15 protein-coding genes are annotated in these 16609 nt (G+C 38.6%); 14 read left to right on the forward strand and 1 reads right to left on the reverse strand.

Annotated elements, in window-relative coordinates:
* Positions 1–366: 366 nt before the first annotated feature.
* Positions 367–918, forward strand: a complete 552-nt coding sequence (locus BMX26_RS02515) for an aryl-sulfate sulfotransferase (RefSeq protein WP_075529888.1) — start codon at positions 367–369, stop codon at positions 916–918.
* A gap of 260 nt (positions 919–1178) precedes the next feature.
* Here the strand turns inward: BMX26_RS02515 and BMX26_RS02520 are convergent, their stop codons facing one another.
* Positions 1179–1685 carry a hypothetical protein gene (locus tag BMX26_RS02520; RefSeq protein ID WP_075529889.1) on the reverse strand — a complete coding sequence of 169 codons (507 nt, stop codon included), beginning with the start codon at positions 1683–1685 and terminating at the stop codon, positions 1179–1181.
* Between the two features lie 213 nt (positions 1686–1898).
* Between BMX26_RS02520 and BMX26_RS02525 the strand changes: the two genes are divergently transcribed.
* From BMX26_RS02525 to BMX26_RS02585, 13 genes are all read left to right on the forward strand, one after another.
* Entirely contained in the window at positions 1899–2804 is a 906-nt protein-coding gene (locus BMX26_RS02525) for an RluA family pseudouridine synthase (RefSeq protein ID WP_075529890.1), read from the forward strand.
* Between the two features lie 147 nt (positions 2805–2951).
* Complete coding sequence (gene pyrR, locus BMX26_RS02530) at positions 2952–3500, forward strand: bifunctional pyr operon transcriptional regulator/uracil phosphoribosyltransferase PyrR (RefSeq protein WP_075529891.1); 549 nt, start codon at positions 2952–2954, stop codon at positions 3498–3500.
* A 164-nt stretch (positions 3501–3664) separates the two neighbouring features.
* Positions 3665–4621, forward strand: a complete 957-nt coding sequence (locus BMX26_RS02535) for an aspartate carbamoyltransferase catalytic subunit (protein WP_075529996.1) — start codon at positions 3665–3667, stop codon at positions 4619–4621.
* On the forward strand, positions 4621–5904 hold the full coding sequence (locus tag BMX26_RS02540; RefSeq protein ID WP_075529892.1) for a dihydroorotase: 1284 nt from the start codon (positions 4621–4623) through the stop codon (positions 5902–5904). The genes BMX26_RS02535 and BMX26_RS02540 overlap by 1 nt, the downstream gene beginning before the upstream one ends.
* A gap of 3 nt (positions 5905–5907) precedes the next feature.
* Positions 5908–6993: a carbamoyl phosphate synthase small subunit gene (locus BMX26_RS02545; RefSeq protein WP_075529893.1), complete on the forward strand. Its 1086-nt coding sequence runs from the start codon at positions 5908–5910 to the stop codon at positions 6991–6993.
* Complete coding sequence (gene carB, locus BMX26_RS02550; protein WP_075529894.1) at positions 6986–10171, forward strand: carbamoyl-phosphate synthase large subunit; 3186 nt, start codon at positions 6986–6988, stop codon at positions 10169–10171. Before BMX26_RS02545 ends, carB begins: the two co-directional genes overlap by 8 nt.
* A 13-nt stretch (positions 10172–10184) precedes the next feature.
* The gene (locus BMX26_RS02555) at positions 10185–11114 is read left to right on the forward strand and encodes a dihydroorotate dehydrogenase (protein WP_075529895.1); all 930 of its coding nucleotides are present in this window, start codon (positions 10185–10187) and stop codon (positions 11112–11114) included.
* Positions 11104–11820 (forward strand): orotidine-5'-phosphate decarboxylase, encoded by a 717-nt coding sequence (gene pyrF / locus BMX26_RS02560; RefSeq protein ID WP_075529896.1) that lies wholly within the window; start codon positions 11104–11106, stop codon positions 11818–11820. Before BMX26_RS02555 ends, pyrF begins: the two co-directional genes overlap by 11 nt.
* A 1-nt stretch (position 11821) precedes the next feature.
* Positions 11822–12442 carry an orotate phosphoribosyltransferase gene (gene pyrE / locus BMX26_RS02565; protein WP_075529897.1) on the forward strand — a complete coding sequence of 207 codons (621 nt, stop codon included), beginning with the start codon at positions 11822–11824 and terminating at the stop codon, positions 12440–12442.
* A gap of 106 nt (positions 12443–12548) precedes the next feature.
* On the forward strand, positions 12549–13478 hold the full coding sequence (locus tag BMX26_RS02570; protein ID WP_075529898.1) for an LCP family protein: 930 nt from the start codon (positions 12549–12551) through the stop codon (positions 13476–13478).
* A 175-nt stretch (positions 13479–13653) separates the two neighbouring features.
* Complete coding sequence (locus BMX26_RS02575) at positions 13654–14610, forward strand: LysR family transcriptional regulator (RefSeq protein WP_075529899.1); 957 nt, start codon at positions 13654–13656, stop codon at positions 14608–14610.
* Between the two features lie 64 nt (positions 14611–14674).
* Positions 14675–15601: a manganese-dependent inorganic pyrophosphatase gene (locus BMX26_RS02580; RefSeq protein WP_075529900.1), complete on the forward strand. Its 927-nt coding sequence runs from the start codon at positions 14675–14677 to the stop codon at positions 15599–15601.
* A 168-nt stretch (positions 15602–15769) separates the two neighbouring features.
* Positions 15770–16522, forward strand: a complete 753-nt coding sequence (locus BMX26_RS02585) for a DeoR/GlpR family DNA-binding transcription regulator (protein WP_075529901.1) — start codon at positions 15770–15772, stop codon at positions 16520–16522.
* Positions 16523–16609: the final 87 nt, after the last annotated feature.

The raw sequence follows: 16609 nt of genomic DNA on the forward strand, positions 1-16609 counted from the left end.
TGAAGTAGATGCAAGAAAGCAATAGGCAATTTTGTGGAATCAAGAATATAATCGTTTAGATTCGACTGATGAAATTGGTCAACAAGCCTGCCTAAAAAAGCATTTAAAGGAACTGAAAATTGACTGAAATCTCCATGAGTTACGATTAAAGTAATTCCGGCAATTCCCAAGATAATCCCTAAGGCCTCTGAAACGGAGGGTCATCTTTTAGCTAGGAGACAGCTGATAATCAAAACAGGAATGGGGGCAATATTCATCATGATTGCCCCCACACCGGCCGATGATAATTGGATGCATAAAAAATACAAATATTGGCTGAAAGAAATGCCGCCAATTCCGTAAATTAACAGCAAAACGTCAACGGTTATGAAATTAACTAATGTTAACAATACACCAAAATTGGGTTACTTTATCGGTAATCAAAGTATTTGGCAAAATGTGGGTAATTATCAAGACCTTTTGCTTAAAAAACAAGGCAATTTCTTAGAGCAGACCGGGCAGCATTCGGTTACTTATCAAACGAGCGCTAAATTAAAAGCAGGCCAATATTATGTCTATATGTTTGATAATAACTCTAAGGTGATGGATTCTCGGCCTGATTTTTCATGGAAAGCTTTAGCAAGTTTGAACGCTAACGGCGTCAAGCTTGCTACCAAGTCGATGTATTATAAATATTTGATTGACGAAAAGCAGAGTACTTTTAAGCTGGTCAAATCCTTTATCATCCCATATTCGCCTTATGTCAGCGATGTGCAGGACTATTGGCAAAATATCGTCGCTGATTCAGGTGCCAATAATGCTATTTTAGAGTATACCAAGCAAGGCAAATTGATTCAGCAATTAAACTATCCCGCCAAAAGTATTTTGACCTACCGCACATTCAAGTACAACTTTAACCAGGTTTATTTCAGTAAATAGTTAAAAAAGCTTAAGTTACTTACGCAAAAGTGACTTAAGCTTTTTTAGTTGGTTGTACAAAGATAGAATATCTTTAATCTTTAATCTTTGACGATAACAGCAAAAAATAGGCTGGTGGGCTTTATTTTGATACAAAAAAACAGCCCTAGCAAAACTAAGGCCGCAAATAAAAAATAAGCTCTCATTATACGAAAGAAGGATGTCCTTCATACGTACCCCACCATCATATCACATAACCAAGTAAATAACCACTAAAAAGCCTATAAGTAAAAAATTGCACATTCACTGCTAATGAGACTGGCCACGAACAGCAAACAGCTGAAAAAGGCTGTAGAACGCTTTTTAATTAAAAAGAAACTGACTAAAGCTAAAGTTAAAGCAATTAAGGCCAATAGATTGATGGTTGAAAGCAGCAGACAACAAACAGCACCTATCACTAAAGTGTAAAATACTTGCTTAAGATACCAAGCTTTCAAATACCAAATGCTGGTATGAATAATCATCGCTACACTTAAAGCACAAAGGATGCCAAAAGCCACCCAGCCACGGGCAAAGAATTTTATTCCAAAACTAAAGACAAATAAAAAAGATGACCAAAAGAGATAGTAAAAATCTAAAGTCAGAATATGTAAAACACGGTAAGCTTTTGTATTTAAAAGGCTTGTGGCAATGATTTGCAAAAGCAAAGCACCAAGGCCAAAACTAAAAGCCAAACTGTCAGCTGTAATGAGTGCAGGATGGCCATTTTGTGCTAAATGGTGTAGCAAAAAAATACCAAAAGTTAAATAAAAGCTGATACCTAAACCAGTCCAAACGGCAGCAAAGATAATTTTACGAGTTGAAGTTTTGATATGATCACTTCCTTTGCTCTTAGTATAGCATGGTAGAACATGTTTGTTGAAGTATGTTATAATAATGGCAATAAAATCGCTTATTAGAGGTCTAAACCAGACCTCTTATTATTTTTAAGGAAGGTAATTATGCTCGAAAAAACTGTAACAACCGAGAGTGGCCGTTTAGATAAGGTAGTTAGTCAGCTTTTTGATGATTATTCGCGATCACAAATCCAAAAATTATTGGATGAAGGTCATATTTTTGTCAATGGTACTAGCCAAAAAGCCAAATATAAAGTTAAACCTGATGATGTAATTCAATTAGAACAACCCGAACCTAAGACACTTGAAATTAAGGCTGAAAATATACCGTTAGATATTGTCTATGAGGATGATGATGTTTTAGTAGTTAATAAACCGCAAGGCATGGTGGTCCATCCTGCTCCAGGACATGAAGATGGAACCTTAGTAAATGCTTTACTTTACCATTGCCCTTTGTCAACTATTAATGGCACTTTTCGACCAGGTATTGTCCATCGAATTGATAAGGATACGTCCGGCTTATTGATGGTGGCTAAAAATGATAAAGCGCATCAAGCTTTGGCCAGCCAGCTGAAAAATAAAACCAACTTGCGCGAATATACAGCTTTAGTTCATGGACGGATTAAAGAAGATGAAGGTACGATTAACGCGCCTATTGGCCGCAGCTTAAAAGACCGCAAGAAACAAGCAGTTATTAAAGACGGCCGTCATGCGGTAACACATTTTAAGGTCATCAAGCGCTATCAAGATTATACTTTGGTTACTTGTATTTTGGAGACTGGGCGGACCCATCAAATTCGGGTTCATATGAAATATATCGGTCATCCGTTAGTGGGTGATCCTTTATATGGACCTAAAAATACCATTAAAGGTCAAGGACAGTTTTTACATGCTGGCAAACTAGGCTTTGTCCATCCAACAACCGGCAAAGAAATGGTTTTTGAAGTTCCAATTCCAGAAATTTTTCAAAAATGTCTAAATTATCTTGACAAAACGAACCTATTATTATAAATTATATACAACAAATTAAGTCCTTTAAGTTAGTCCAGAGAGGCTAAGAAGGTAACGGATAAATATGGTGTCTTGCGCCCTAATTGTGTTGCCACTTAGTCGAGGACTAGGTGGCTTTTTTTGAATTTAAATTCAGGAGGATGAATCATGGCAAAAGAAATTTATGATGCAATGGCGATGAAGCGTGCTTTAACGCGGATGACCTACGAAATCATTGAAAAAAATAAAGGCATTGATGGCATCGTTTTGGTCGGTATTAAAACACGAGGAATTTATTTAGCTCAAAGAATTGCATCACGGTTAAAACAACTTGAAGGGGCAAATATCCCAGTTGGTGAACTTGATATCTCTTTGTACCGCGATGATTTAACTCATGAAGCTGACAATACCAAAGAACCAGTGGTTAAAAAGAGTAATCTTGGTTTTAATATCACTGATAAGCATGTTATTTTGGTCGACGATGTTCTCTTTACCGGCCGTACCATCCGTGCTGCTTTGGATGCTTTAATGGATCAAGGCCGTCCCAAGACCATTAACTTAGCTGTGCTGGTTGACCGGGGACACCGTGAATTGCCAATTAGAGCTGATTTTGTCGGTAAAAATATTCCGACTTCACTTGATGAAGAAATTGCCGTTTATGTGGATGAAGTTGACCACAAAGATGGTATTGAATTACGAGATATACCTAAAAAATAAAACAACCATTTAATTGACTCCAGAGAGGGCAAAAGGTTGTGTGTCTTAGGGTGTAGTTTACTTTAAGTTACCTAATTGTCTGTCTGGATCTGTATCAGGTTCAGACTTTTTTATTACACAAAAGCAAAAAATTATTTATAAAGGATGGAAAAATAATAATGATGATGATGACTAATAACCTTACCAGCTTAGAACATTTTGTAACTGTTGAAGATTTAACTAACGAAGATGTATTTAACTTGATTGAACGCGCTGAATACTTCAAGCATGGCGGCGCGGTTCAACCTTTATCAGAACCAGTTTTTGCAACTAATATGTTCTTTGAAAATTCAACAAGAACCCATACCAGTTTTGAAGTTGCAGAAAGAAAATTAGGTTTAACGGTCATTCCTTTTGATCCAGGCCATTCCTCAGTTAAGAAAGGTGAAACTTTGTATGATACTTTATTAACGATGGATGCGATTGGCGTTGATTTAGCAGTGATTCGTCACGGACAAAATGATTATTACCGCAATTTGATTAATCTTAAACCAGGTCAAACCTTGAATATCGGCTTAGTTAACGGTGGGGATGGCAGCGGCCAACATCCTTCGCAATGCATGCTGGACCTAATGACTATTCATGATCATTTTGGTAAATTTGAAGGTTTAAAGGTTGCCATCATTGGTGATTTGACCAACTCTCGTGTAGCTCGTAGCAACATGATTTTATTAAATCAATTGGGTGCTGAAGTTTACTTCTCAGGTCCTGAATACTGGTATTCTGAAGAATTTGCCAAGTATGGCACTTACAAGCCGGTAGATGACTTAGTCGATGAAATGGATGTTATTATGTTACTTCGGGTTCAACATGAACGTCATGCCCAAGATGCCAATGAAGGAACATTTGATGGTAATGAATACCACAAAAATTACGGTATTAACAAGGAACGCTATAGCCGCATGAAAGACAATGCTATCATCATGCATCCAGGTCCGATTAACCGTGGGGTGGAATTAGCTTCTGAATTAGTTGAAGCTGAAAAATCACGTTTCAAAGCTCAAATGCACAATGGTGTCTTCATGCGGATGGCTATGATTGAAGCTGTTATGCGCGGACGCAACTTAGGGGGCATTAAATAATGCGATTACTCATTAAAGGCGGTACAGTTTATCAAGCCGGTAACTTAGTTAAAGAAGATATTTTAATTGAAGACGATAAAATCAAAGCTTTAGGTGTGGATTTAGCTCAAGTAGTTACAGCCGATCAAACGATTGATGCAACTGATTTAGTGGTGGCTCCCGGTTTGGTAGATGTGCATGTTCATTATCGTGAACCTGGTTTTACTTATAAAGAAACCATCAAAACCGGCAGTATGGCGGCTGCACATGGCGGTTATACTACTGTTTGTGCAATGCCTAACCTGAATCCTGTCCCTGATACGCCAGAAAAAGTTGCCCAGATGGTAGCTTTAAATCAAAAAGACGGGGTTGTTCATATTTTGCAATATGCAGCCATTACGACTGGGTTAACTTCGGAAGAACTTGGCGATTACGGTGCTTTGAAAAAAGCCGGTGCTTTCGCTCTTAGCAACGATGGCAAGGGTGTTCAAAGTGCTGGTGTAATGTACTTGGCAATGAAAAAAGCTCAAAGCCTGAATTTGCCAATTGCTGCCCACGTCGAAGACAACTCGTTGCTTTTCGGTGGTGTGATGAATGCTGGTAAAAAAGCTGAAGAATTAGGTCTTCCAGGGATGCTAGGTTTGAGCGAATCTTCCCAAATTGCCCGCGATTTGCTGTTGGCTAAAGAAACAGGTGTCCATTACCACATCTGCCACGTTTCGACAAAGGAAAGCGTTGAATTAGTTCGCTTAGCTAAAGCGCATGGAATCAACGTAACATGTGAAGTATCGCCACACCACTTATTGTTAAGTGAAGACGATATTTTAACCAATGATCCTTATTATAAAATGAATCCGCCTTTAAGAAGCAAGGGTGACCAGCAAGCTTTAATTGTCGGATTGTTGGATGGTACAATTGACATGATTGCGACCGATCATGCACCACATAGTGTTGCCGAAAAAACCGGTGATATGCGAGACGCTGCTTTTGGAATTACAGGCAGCGAAACCGCCTTTAGCATGCTGTATACGAAATTTGTTTTAACTAAAATCTTTACTTTGGAACAATTGCTGAATTGGATGAGTATTAATCCAGCTAAGCTATTTAACATCAAGCAAGCTGGTGAAATTATGCCAGGCAAGCCGGCGGATTTAGCCTTGTTTGATTTAAATCACGAAACAGTTATTTCAGAAAAAGATTATTTATCAAAGGGGATTAACACACCATTTACCGGTGAAAAAGTCCATGCTCAAACAGTTTTGACGTTGGTCTCAGGTAAAGCGGCTTATCAGAAAGGGAGATAAATTGTGAAAAGGTATTTAATTTTAGAGGATGGAACAGTATATAAGGGTGAGGCTTTTGGGGCTGATTGCCATACTACCGGTGAAGTTGTCTTTACAACTGGCATGACCGGCTATCAAGAAGCAGTTACTGACCAGTCTTTTGCCAATCAAATCCTTGTTTTTACCAATCCTTTGATTGGCAACTACGGGGTTAATCTGGATGATTATGAATCATTAGAACCCAATTGCCGCGGGGTTGTTTGCCGCGAAGTAGCGCGGGTAGCGGATAGTTGGCGCAAACAAGATACTTTTGATAATTTTTTAAAAAATATGGGGATTCCAGGAATTAAGGGAATTGATACACGGGCTTTAACTAAAAAATTGCGGATTCATGGAACCATGAAGGGCAGTTTAATTGATCCGGTTAATGACATGAAACATGCATTTGACCAATTGCACGCTACGGTTATTAATGATCAAGTTGTTGCTCAGGTTTCGACCAAGCATCCATATCCTAATCCCGGTAGCAAGCGCAATATTGTGCTGGTGGATTTTGGAGCTAAACACAGTATTTTACGTGAATTATCCAAACGCGATTGCAATACCATTGTGGTGCCATATGATACCACCGCAGAGCAGATTTTGGCCCTAAAGCCCGATGGTGTCATGCTATCGAACGGGCCTGGCGACCCTAAAGATGTGCCTGAAGCAATTAAAATGGTACAAGAAATTGAAAAGCATTTGCCTTTATTTGGCATTTGCTTAGGACACCAAATCTTTGCTTTGGCCAATGGGGCTGATACCTATAAGATGAAATTCGGGCATCGCGGATTTAACCATCCTGTTAGAGAAATTGCTACCGGAAGAATCACTTTTACTTCCCAAAACCACGGTTATGCAGTTAAAGAAGACACCGTGGATACGAACGAATTGATTATTACCCATAAAGAAGTTAACGATCAAACGGTTGAAGGCTTAAGACATAAGCGATATCCGGCCTTTACTGTACAGTTCCATCCGGATGCAGCGCCCGGTCCGCATGATGCAGATGATTTATTTGATGATTTCATGCATATGATTGATATTCGAAAGGAAGGTCAAAATGCCTAAGAGAAAAGATATTCATAAAATTTTGGTAATTGGTTCTGGCCCTATTATCATTGGGCAGGCTGCTGAATTTGATTATTCAGGCACACAGGCTTGTATGGCGCTTAGAGAAGAAGGCTATGAAGTAATTTTAGTTAATTCTAATCCTGCTACCATCATGACTGATACCAAGATTGCTGATAAGGTGTACATTGAACCTTTAACCGTAGATGCGGTAGCGCGTATTTTACGGCAAGAATATCCTGACGCACTTTTGCCGACTTTGGGTGGCCAAATTGGACTTAATTTAGCAATTGCATTAGGACAATCAGGCATTTTAGCCGAACTTAATATCAAATTATTGGGAACTAATCTGGCAGCGATTGATCAAGCAGAGGATCGAGAAAAATTTAAAGAATTAATGCAAAACCTTGGTGAACCTGTGCCCGCTTCCAAGACAGTACAGACGGTAAATGAAGCCTTGGACTTTGCCAAGCAAATCGGATATCCTGTCATTGTACGGCCGGCTTTTACCATGGGGGGTACTGGCGGCGGTATGTGTGACAACCAACAGCAATTGGCCGAGATTTGTGCTAATGGCTTAGATTTATCACCGGCAACGCAATGTTTAATTGAAAAATCAATTAAAGGTTACAAGGAAATCGAATTTGAAGTTATGCGGGATAAGGCTAATAATGCCATGGTTGTTTGTTCAATGGAAAATTTTGATCCGGTAGGGATTCATACAGGCGATTCTATCGTTTTTGCGCCAACCCAAACATTATCTGATCGCGAATACCAGTTGTTGCGGGATTGTGCTTTAAAATTAATCCGCGCATTAAAAATTGAAGGCGGATGTAATGTGCAGCTGGCGCTAGACCCGCATAGCTATCACTATTATGTCATTGAAGTTAATCCGCGGGTTTCACGCTCCAGTGCGCTGGCTTCAAAGGCAACCGGTTATCCGATTGCTAAAATGGCAGCAAAGATTGCGGTTGGATTAACTCTAGATGAAATCATTAATCCAGTTACCAAGACAACTTATGCTGAATTTGAACCGGCTTTAGATTACGTAGTCGCAAAGATTCCACGGTGGCCTTTTGATAAATTTCCGAAAGCTGACCGTAAATTAGGCACACAGATGAAGGCCACCGGTGAAGTGATGGCTATTGGCCGCAACTTAGAAGAAGCGTTGCAAAAAGCTGTACGGTCTTTAGAAATTGATACAAAAGATTTGCTAAGTCCAAAAGCACGTGCTGCAAGCGATGAGTTGTTAGAAGATAGGTTAATTAATGCTCAAGATGACCGGCTTTTTTACATTGCCGAAGCTTTTAGACGAAATTATTCTTTAGCTGAGGTACATGAATTAACCAAAATTAATTTGTATTTCTTAGATATCATTAAGCACATTACTGAATTGGAAGATAAATTGGCTCATAACGTGGGTGACCATGAAGTTTTAAAGACGGCTAAATACTATGGTTTCAGTGATTTTACCATCAGTAAATTATGGAATATTTCTGAAGATCAAGTGCGTAATTTACGCTATGATGCACATGTTTTGCCAGTCTACAAAATGGTAGATACTTGTGCGGCTGAATTTGAATCCCATACACCTTACTTTTATAGTACTTATGATGAAGAAAATGAAAGTCAAAAAGCCGCTAAAGCTTCAGTATTAGTCATCGGGTCTGGTCCGATTCGGATTGGTCAAGGGGTTGAATTTGATTATGCTACCGTCCATAGCGTTAAAGCCATTCAAGCGTTGGGCTATGAAGCCATTGTGATGAACTCTAACCCTGAAACCGTGTCAACGGATTTTTCGATTTCAGATAAACTATATTTTGAGCCATTAACATTAGAAGATGTCTTGAATGTTATCGAATTAGAACAGCCTTTAGGCGTTATCGTCCAATTTGGCGGGCAAACAGCCATCAATTTAGCTGCAGGTTTAAAAGCTCATGGCGTTAAGGTTTTGGGAACAACCGTAGAAGATTTAGACCGGGCTGAGGACCGCGAATTATTCGATCAAGTGATTAAGCAATTAGGTTTAAAGCAGCCGATAGGGAAAACGGCAACCAGCCGTCAAGAAGTTATTGACTGTGCACATGAAATTGGCTATCCCGTGTTGGTTCGTCCAAGTTATGTTTTGGGGGGACGAGCGATGGAAATTGTTAATAATGACCACGAATTAGAAACGTATTTGGATGAAAATGCAACGGCAGCTGTAGATCATCCCATTTTAATCGATGCTTATTTAGCAGGTTACGAGTGTGAAGTTGATGCCATTTGTGATGGTAAGGATGTACTTTTGCCTGGTATTATGGAACACATTGAACACGCCGGGGTTCACTCGGGCGATTCGATGGCTGTGTATCCGCCTCAAAATTTTTCAGCTGATATCAAAAAGCAGATTGTAGCTGCCACTGAACAGTTAGCTGTAGCTTTAAAATGTGTTGGTATTATGAATATCCAATTTATCATCCACAATGGTGAAGCTTATGTACTGGAAGTCAATCCGCGTGCTAGTCGGACAGTACCTTTTTTGAGCAAAATTACCGGAATAGAGATGGCACAAGTAGCTACTAAAGTGATTTTAGGCCAAAGTCTTGCAGACCAAGGCTTTAAGCCGGGGCTTTATCCCGAATCAAAGCAAATTCATGTTAAAGCTCCGGTCTTCTCTTTTAGTAAATTAGCTGATGTCGATAGTTTCTTGGGACCTGAAATGAAATCAACCGGTGAAGTGATGGGAAGCGATTTTACCTTTGAAAAAGCTTTATATAAAGCCTTTGCTGGTGCCCATATGCTTCTTCCCGAATGCGGCAGCGTCTTATTTACAATTGAAGATCGTGATAAAAAAGCTGTCTTGCCGTTAGCTAAAAGATTTGCCAAAATCGGCTATCGGATTTATGCTACTAGGGGGACAGCTGAATTTTTGAAGCAACATCATTTATATGCCACAGAGATTACCAAAATCAACGCTAAAGAAGACGGTAAGCCCGCTATTTTAGAGCTGCTTTCTCATAATCAAGTTGATTTGGTCATCAATACAATGCGACATGATCAAGAAATGGCTTCAGATGGCTTTATCATCAGACAAACGGCGATTGAACACAATATCGCTCTTTTAACCTCGCTTAATACAACTGATGCTTTGCTTAAGGCATTAGAAAATAGATCGTTTGCGACGGAATCTTTATAATGGAGGCAATAAAATGTCAAGGTTAGCAGTTAATTTACCTGGTTTAAAATTAAAAAATCCCGTTATGCCCGCTAGCGGAACCTTTGGGTTTGGTGAAAATCCCAAATATGATTTGAATAAATTAGGTGCAATTGTAGTAAAAACGACCACAAAAGAAGCCCGCGTGGGCAATCCTAATCCTAAAATTGCTTTAATGGATAATGGTGTTTTAAATGCGGTAGGTCTGCAAAACCCTGGCTTAGAACGTGTTATAGCTGAAAAATTGCCAGCTTTAAAAAAAGCCTATCCAACACTTCCTATTATCGGTAGTGTTGGCGGGGCTAGTGAGCAAGATTATCTTGATGTTGCGCAAAAATTGTCAGCTAGTGGCTTAGTGTCAGCTTTAGAACTGAATATTTCTTGTCCTAATGTTAAAGAAGGCGGGATGGCCTTTGGGACGGTACCAGAAGTGGCTCAGCAATTAACCAAGGCAGTTAAAGCCGTTTCTAGCGTACCTGTTTATGTGAAATTGTCGCCTAATGTTACCGATATTTGCGCTATTGCCAAGGCAGTCGAAGCTGGCGGTGCAGATGGTTTAACCATGATTAATACCTTAATGGGGATGCATCTTGATCTTAGAACTAGAAAGTCAGTTTTAGGCAATTTAACCGGTGGCTTTTCTGGGCATGGTATTTTACCGATTGCAATCCGGATGATTTATCAAGTAGCGCATGTTACTTCACTGCCAATTATTGGAGTGGGCGGCATTGAAAAACCACAGGATGTTTTGGAAATGTTCTTAGCAGGAGCCAGTGCCGTTCAGGTTGGTTCGGCCCACTTTGATAATCCGGTGATTTGTCCGCAATTAGTTGAACAGTTGCCGGCTTTAATGGATGAATTGCAAATTGATTCTTTGGAACAATTACACCAAGAAGTACTGGAGGCTTTTAAAAATGAAAATTGATCGTCCAATTATTGCCTTGGATTTTCCTGATAAGGAAATCTGCTTAAATTTTTTAAAACAATTCCCCAAAGATGAATCGCTTTTTGTTAAAATCGGAATGGAATTATTTTATGCAGAAGGTCCAGATATGGTTAAAGAACTCAAGGCCATGGGACATGATATCTTTTTAGATTTAAAATGCCATGATATTCCACATACGGTTGAAGCAACTATGCGCATTTTAGGCAAATTAGGTGTGGCTTTAACCACCACACATGCTCCTGGCGGCAGCGAAATGTTAAAAGCGGCTAAAAATGGTCTTATCGAAGGAGCTTTGCAAGCGGGACAAAAAACACCGCGTTTATTGGCTATTACGCAATTAACATCGACCGATGAACGTATGGTTAAAGAAGAACAATTATTATCCTGCAATCTCAATGAAAGTGTTAAAAGCTATGCCAAGTTAGCTTATGCTAGCAATTTAGACGGGGTAGTTTGTTCAGCATATGAAGCGCAAATGATTGCTGAAGCTACTAGTCCTGATTTCTTGCGGGTAACACCTGGGATTAGACTGTTAGGTGGCGATGCTGGTGACCAAAAACGAGTCATGACTCCTGATAAAGCAGCTCAAAATGGCTCAAGCGCGCTAGTTGTCGGCCGCTCTATTACACAAGCGCCAGACGCTATTTTAGCATATCGGCAAGTGTGTGATTTATGGAGGAATTAAAATGAAACAAATTGCTAAAGACTTACTTAAAATTAAGGCCGTTAAGTTGGCTCCTGCCGAACCTTTTACTTGGGCCAGCGGGATTAAAAGCCCTATTTATTGCGATAACCGGCTTACCATCAGCTATCCCCAAATTAGAACCCGGATTGCTTTAGGCTTGTCACAAATGATTAAAGAAAAATTTCCCGAAGTAGAAGTGATCGCCGGTACAGCTACGGCGGGCATCCCGCACGCAACTTTGATTGCGCAAAACTTAGATTTGCCACTGATTTATGTCCGGTCGAAACCTAAAGATCATGGCCGAGGAAAGCAAATTGAAGGTGTTTTGAAGCCACATCAAAAAACGGTGGTTATTGATGATTTGCTTTCAACCGGTGGTAGTGTTTTGAAAGCTGTAGATGCGGCCCGCAATGAAGGTGCTGATGTGATTGGGGTCGGAGCTATTTTTTCTTATCAATTAGCAAGTATTGAAGATAATTTTGCGCAGGCAAAAGTTCCTTTTGTAACGTTGACCAACTATACTGAACTTTTGCAGGCAGCTTTAGAAGAAGACTACATTACCAAAAATGAGGAGAAGTTGTTGCATGAATGGCGGCAAAATCCTGAAAATTGGCTTAAATAAAAGCTGGGAATAATCCTAGCTTTTTTAATTTTATCTTTATTTAAGCGCATTTACTGGTATAATAAAATTGATGTGATTATAGTCACAAGAAAGTGAGGATCTTAATATGGATGATTCAAAAAAACACCATCATCACCATCGGCGCGCATGGTGGAAATGGCTTTTAGGTGTTTTACTGGCATTAGTAGTTGTTAATGGGGGTGTAGCAGCTAAATTCTATTTTTCTGCTAAAGATGCAGTTGATAAAACTTACAAAAAAGTTTCTTATAAGAAGAAAAGAACCCAAGATACTATTTCTAGCGGCAAGCCTTTTTCAGTATTGCTGTTAGGGACTGATACAGGTGAATACGGACGCTCTTATCAAGGCCGTAGTGATACAATCATGGTAGCGGCTGTTGCTAGCAATAAGACCACGCTGGTTTCAATCCCCCGGGATACTCTGGTAACAATTGCCGGACACTCAGGCAATAATAAAATTAATGCAGCGTATGCTTATGACGGTGTGTCAGGAGCTTTGAATACTTTGCAATCATATCTTGATATTCCAATTGATCATTATGTTGAAATTAATATGAAAGGGTTAGAACAGTTATCGGCCGCTGTTGGATCTGTGACAGTCTACAACGATTTAGATTTTACCGCTGATGGTTATCACTTTGCCAAAGGCAACGTTACGATTAACTCCAAGAATATTTTAGCTTATACACGGATGCGTCACCAAGATTCACGTGGTGATTATGGACGCCAGTTAAGACAACGGATGGTTATTCAAGCTATGGTTAAAAAGATTGCTTCTTTAGATAGTCTGACTAAATATCAAAGTATTTTAAATGCTATTTCTTCTAATATGAAGACAGACTTGACTTTTAGCGATGTTAAAAAGATTGCTTCCAGCTATAGCAAAGCTACCAATATTGAACAAGTTCAATTAAAGGGTAGCGGTCAAATGATTGATGGTGTTTCTTATGAAGTTGTCAGTCAGGATGCGTTAACAAAGGTGCAAAATACTTTGAAGACAGCTTTGAAGATTAAATAAAGTTTAAAAGACGGTTTTAGACCGTCTTTTTTTAGCGGTTTTTTTGAAAAAACTATTTGAAAAAACTAAATGTACGTTAACATCTAGGTAATTTTGTTGTATTATTATTTATATTAAGATAAGTTATTTACTTAGCTAATAATAAACATGTTAGTTGATTTGAAAGGAAAAATTTATGAAGAGTAAGCAAGATACTATTTTTTCTTCTAAAACCTTGAGTTATTTTCTACAGTTAGCGGAAACGATGAGTTATACGCAGGCTGCTCAAATTTTAGGGATTACCCAACCAGCTTTAACTCAGCAAATTAAAAAATTAGAACGGACAGTTGGTGCCCCCTTATTTTATTCGATTGGCAAGAAATTGCACCTGTCAGATGCAGGTTATACGATGCTGGAAGCAACTCACAAAATCTATGAAACGTTAAATAAAGCGACTGATGAGATTCAACAAACAACCAGTGCGACCCAAGGTGAAATTAGCATTGGTATTTTAGCTTCAATTGAAAGTAGCGTTTTTGCCAGCTTTATTACAGATTATTATGAACAAAATACGGGAATTAAGTTAACCTTGCATTCATTGACGCGTAAGGAAATTTGGGAACGTTTGGAAAGTGATACAATTGATTTGGCAGTAACATACTTACCAGATGAAAGTATTAAAAATTGGAAGCCGTATGAGTCAAAAAGAATTGTTACCGAAGATTTGTTATTCATCCATGGCAACGAAAATCTCAGTAAGCGCAAGCGTATCCGCTTAAAGGATACGTTGACACATAACTGGGTTACTTATCCGCCACAGTATTATTTAAATGATATTATTCGTGAAGCTTATAAGAACGCTTTGCTTGACAAACCAACCAGTGTAGCGCATTTTGCAACGCCGGCGCAATTGTTTGCTTTTGCTAAAAAGACGCAAACTTATACTGCTTTACCAACATCATTTGTTGCGGCTCATAATAATGGTCAGATGGCAACAGCTCTATTTGAACCTGAAATTAAATTTGATTTAGCTTTTGTCTTTAGAAAAGGCAAAAATCAAATTCCGCGGATTGCCAATTTTTTGAAAACTTTTGATACTTATTTGGCTAAAAAAGATTATATTATGCGTCTAAAAGAAATCAAAGCCGATTAAGATTGTGTTTTAATTTTAAGGGCGGTATAATTGAATTATCTTATCAAAAGGAGACATCATTTTCATGAAAGAATTCGTTTTTGGACATAAAAATCCAGATACAGATGCTATCTGTGCTGCAAAGGCATATTCATATTTACAAAATCAGCTTGGTTATGAAACTGAAGCAGTTGCTTTGGGTGAACCTAACGAAGAAACCAAGTTTGTTCTTGACTACTTCAAGGAAGAAGCTCCCCGTGTAATCACTACAGCTGCTCCTGAAGTTGAAGCTGTTATGTTAGTTGATCACAATGAAGCACAACAAAGTGTAGATGATCTCAAAGATTTGACGGTTACACATGTAGTTGACCACCACCGTATTGCTAACTTTGAAACAGCTGCACCATTATATTATCATGCTGAACCACTTGGCTGCTGCAGCACTATTGTTTATAAAGAATACAAGATGCATGGAATTGATGTTCCAGCTAAAATTGCCGGTTTGATGCTTTCATCTATCATCTCTGATACTTTGTTGTTCAAGTCACCAACAACCACTGATGAAGACAAAAAGGCTGTTGAAGAATTAGCTAAGATTGCTGACGTTGATTATGAAAAATATGGCTTGGAAATGCTTAAAGCTGGTACAAATTTGGCATCCAAAACTGAAGAAGAATTGATTTCAGCTGATGCTAAGTCATTTGAAATGGGTGGCAAGACTGTTCGTGTTGACCAAGTTAATACTGTTGATTTGGCCGAAGTATTTGCACGTGAAGATAAATTAAAAGCTGCTATTGAAAAGCAAAGTCAAGCTGAAGGCTATGATTTATTCTTACTGATGGTAACTAATATTTTAGATTCTGATACCCGCTTATTGGTTGTAGGCCAACCAACTGATGTGGTTGAAAAAGCCTTTGGCAAGAAATTAGTTGACGGCAAGATGGATCTTCCTGGTGTTGTTTCACGTAAGAAGCAAGTCGTTCCACCAATGCAAAAAGCTTTTGAAGCTTAGCTTAAGAGATATTACAAAAAAGAATTAGCCACGGCTAATTCTTTTTTTATAAGCTAAAAAAAGTAAATGCGCATATTTTGCGGATAAAATCATTAAAAAAACTATTATTCACTGATTTAAAAAGGTATACTATAAATATAGATAATTATTTTAAATGGAGTGAAATTAATGAGCCAAGAAAAAAGAATTGAGCTGATTAAGCAATTACTTGAAGAACGCCAAGAATTATCAACAAAAGACATTATGGAAGAATTTGGCGTTTCACAAGATACGGCTCGCCGAGATATTGTTTTACTGACAAAACGTGGGGAAGTAAAAAGAACGCATGGCGGTATTTTGCCGCTTGATTTTGGGCGCAGTGTGCCTAATTTTCAAAGTCGTTTATCACAATTTACGAAACAAAAAACGCAAATAGCACTTGAAGCAGCTAAATATTTCAGACCGCATAATGTGTATTTTGTGGATTCATCAACTATTTTGCTAAAGACATGTCAAAATATTAATATGCCGCTGACAGTGGTAACCCACTCGCTGGATAACTGTATTGCTCTATCTGAGCATAATAAGGTAACTGTCAAAGTACTGAGCGGGACGCTGAATCATGAAAATAGATATTTCTATTCAAATTTAGCTGTTGAAGAATTAAATGATGTTATGTTTGATACAGCTTTTATTGCGGCGTCCGGCATTGACGAAACGGGAGCATATTTATTAGATCAGGGTGATGCTCAAATTGTCGGAACTGCCGTCAAAAGAGCCCGCCGCGTTATTTTAGTAGCTGAACATCAAAAATTTGTCAATAAATCATATTACCGTATTTGTTCATTAGATAAGATTTCATTATTTATCACTGATAAGCAGCCAACTAAAGAACAATTAGCAATGTTTTCACCGTATACTGAAATTAAAGTTGCTAAGTAAAAGCCCTTGCTAGGGCTTTTTTAATGAGTTCTTGGGTAGCAGTTATTTTAATTAATGCGGTATAATATTCTTTAAGGATAATTATTA

Origin of the sequence: Ligilactobacillus sp. WC1T17 (assembly GCA_900110005.1) — a bacterium.
Classification (GTDB): Bacteria; Bacillota; Bacilli; order Lactobacillales; family Lactobacillaceae; genus Ligilactobacillus; species Ligilactobacillus ruminis_A.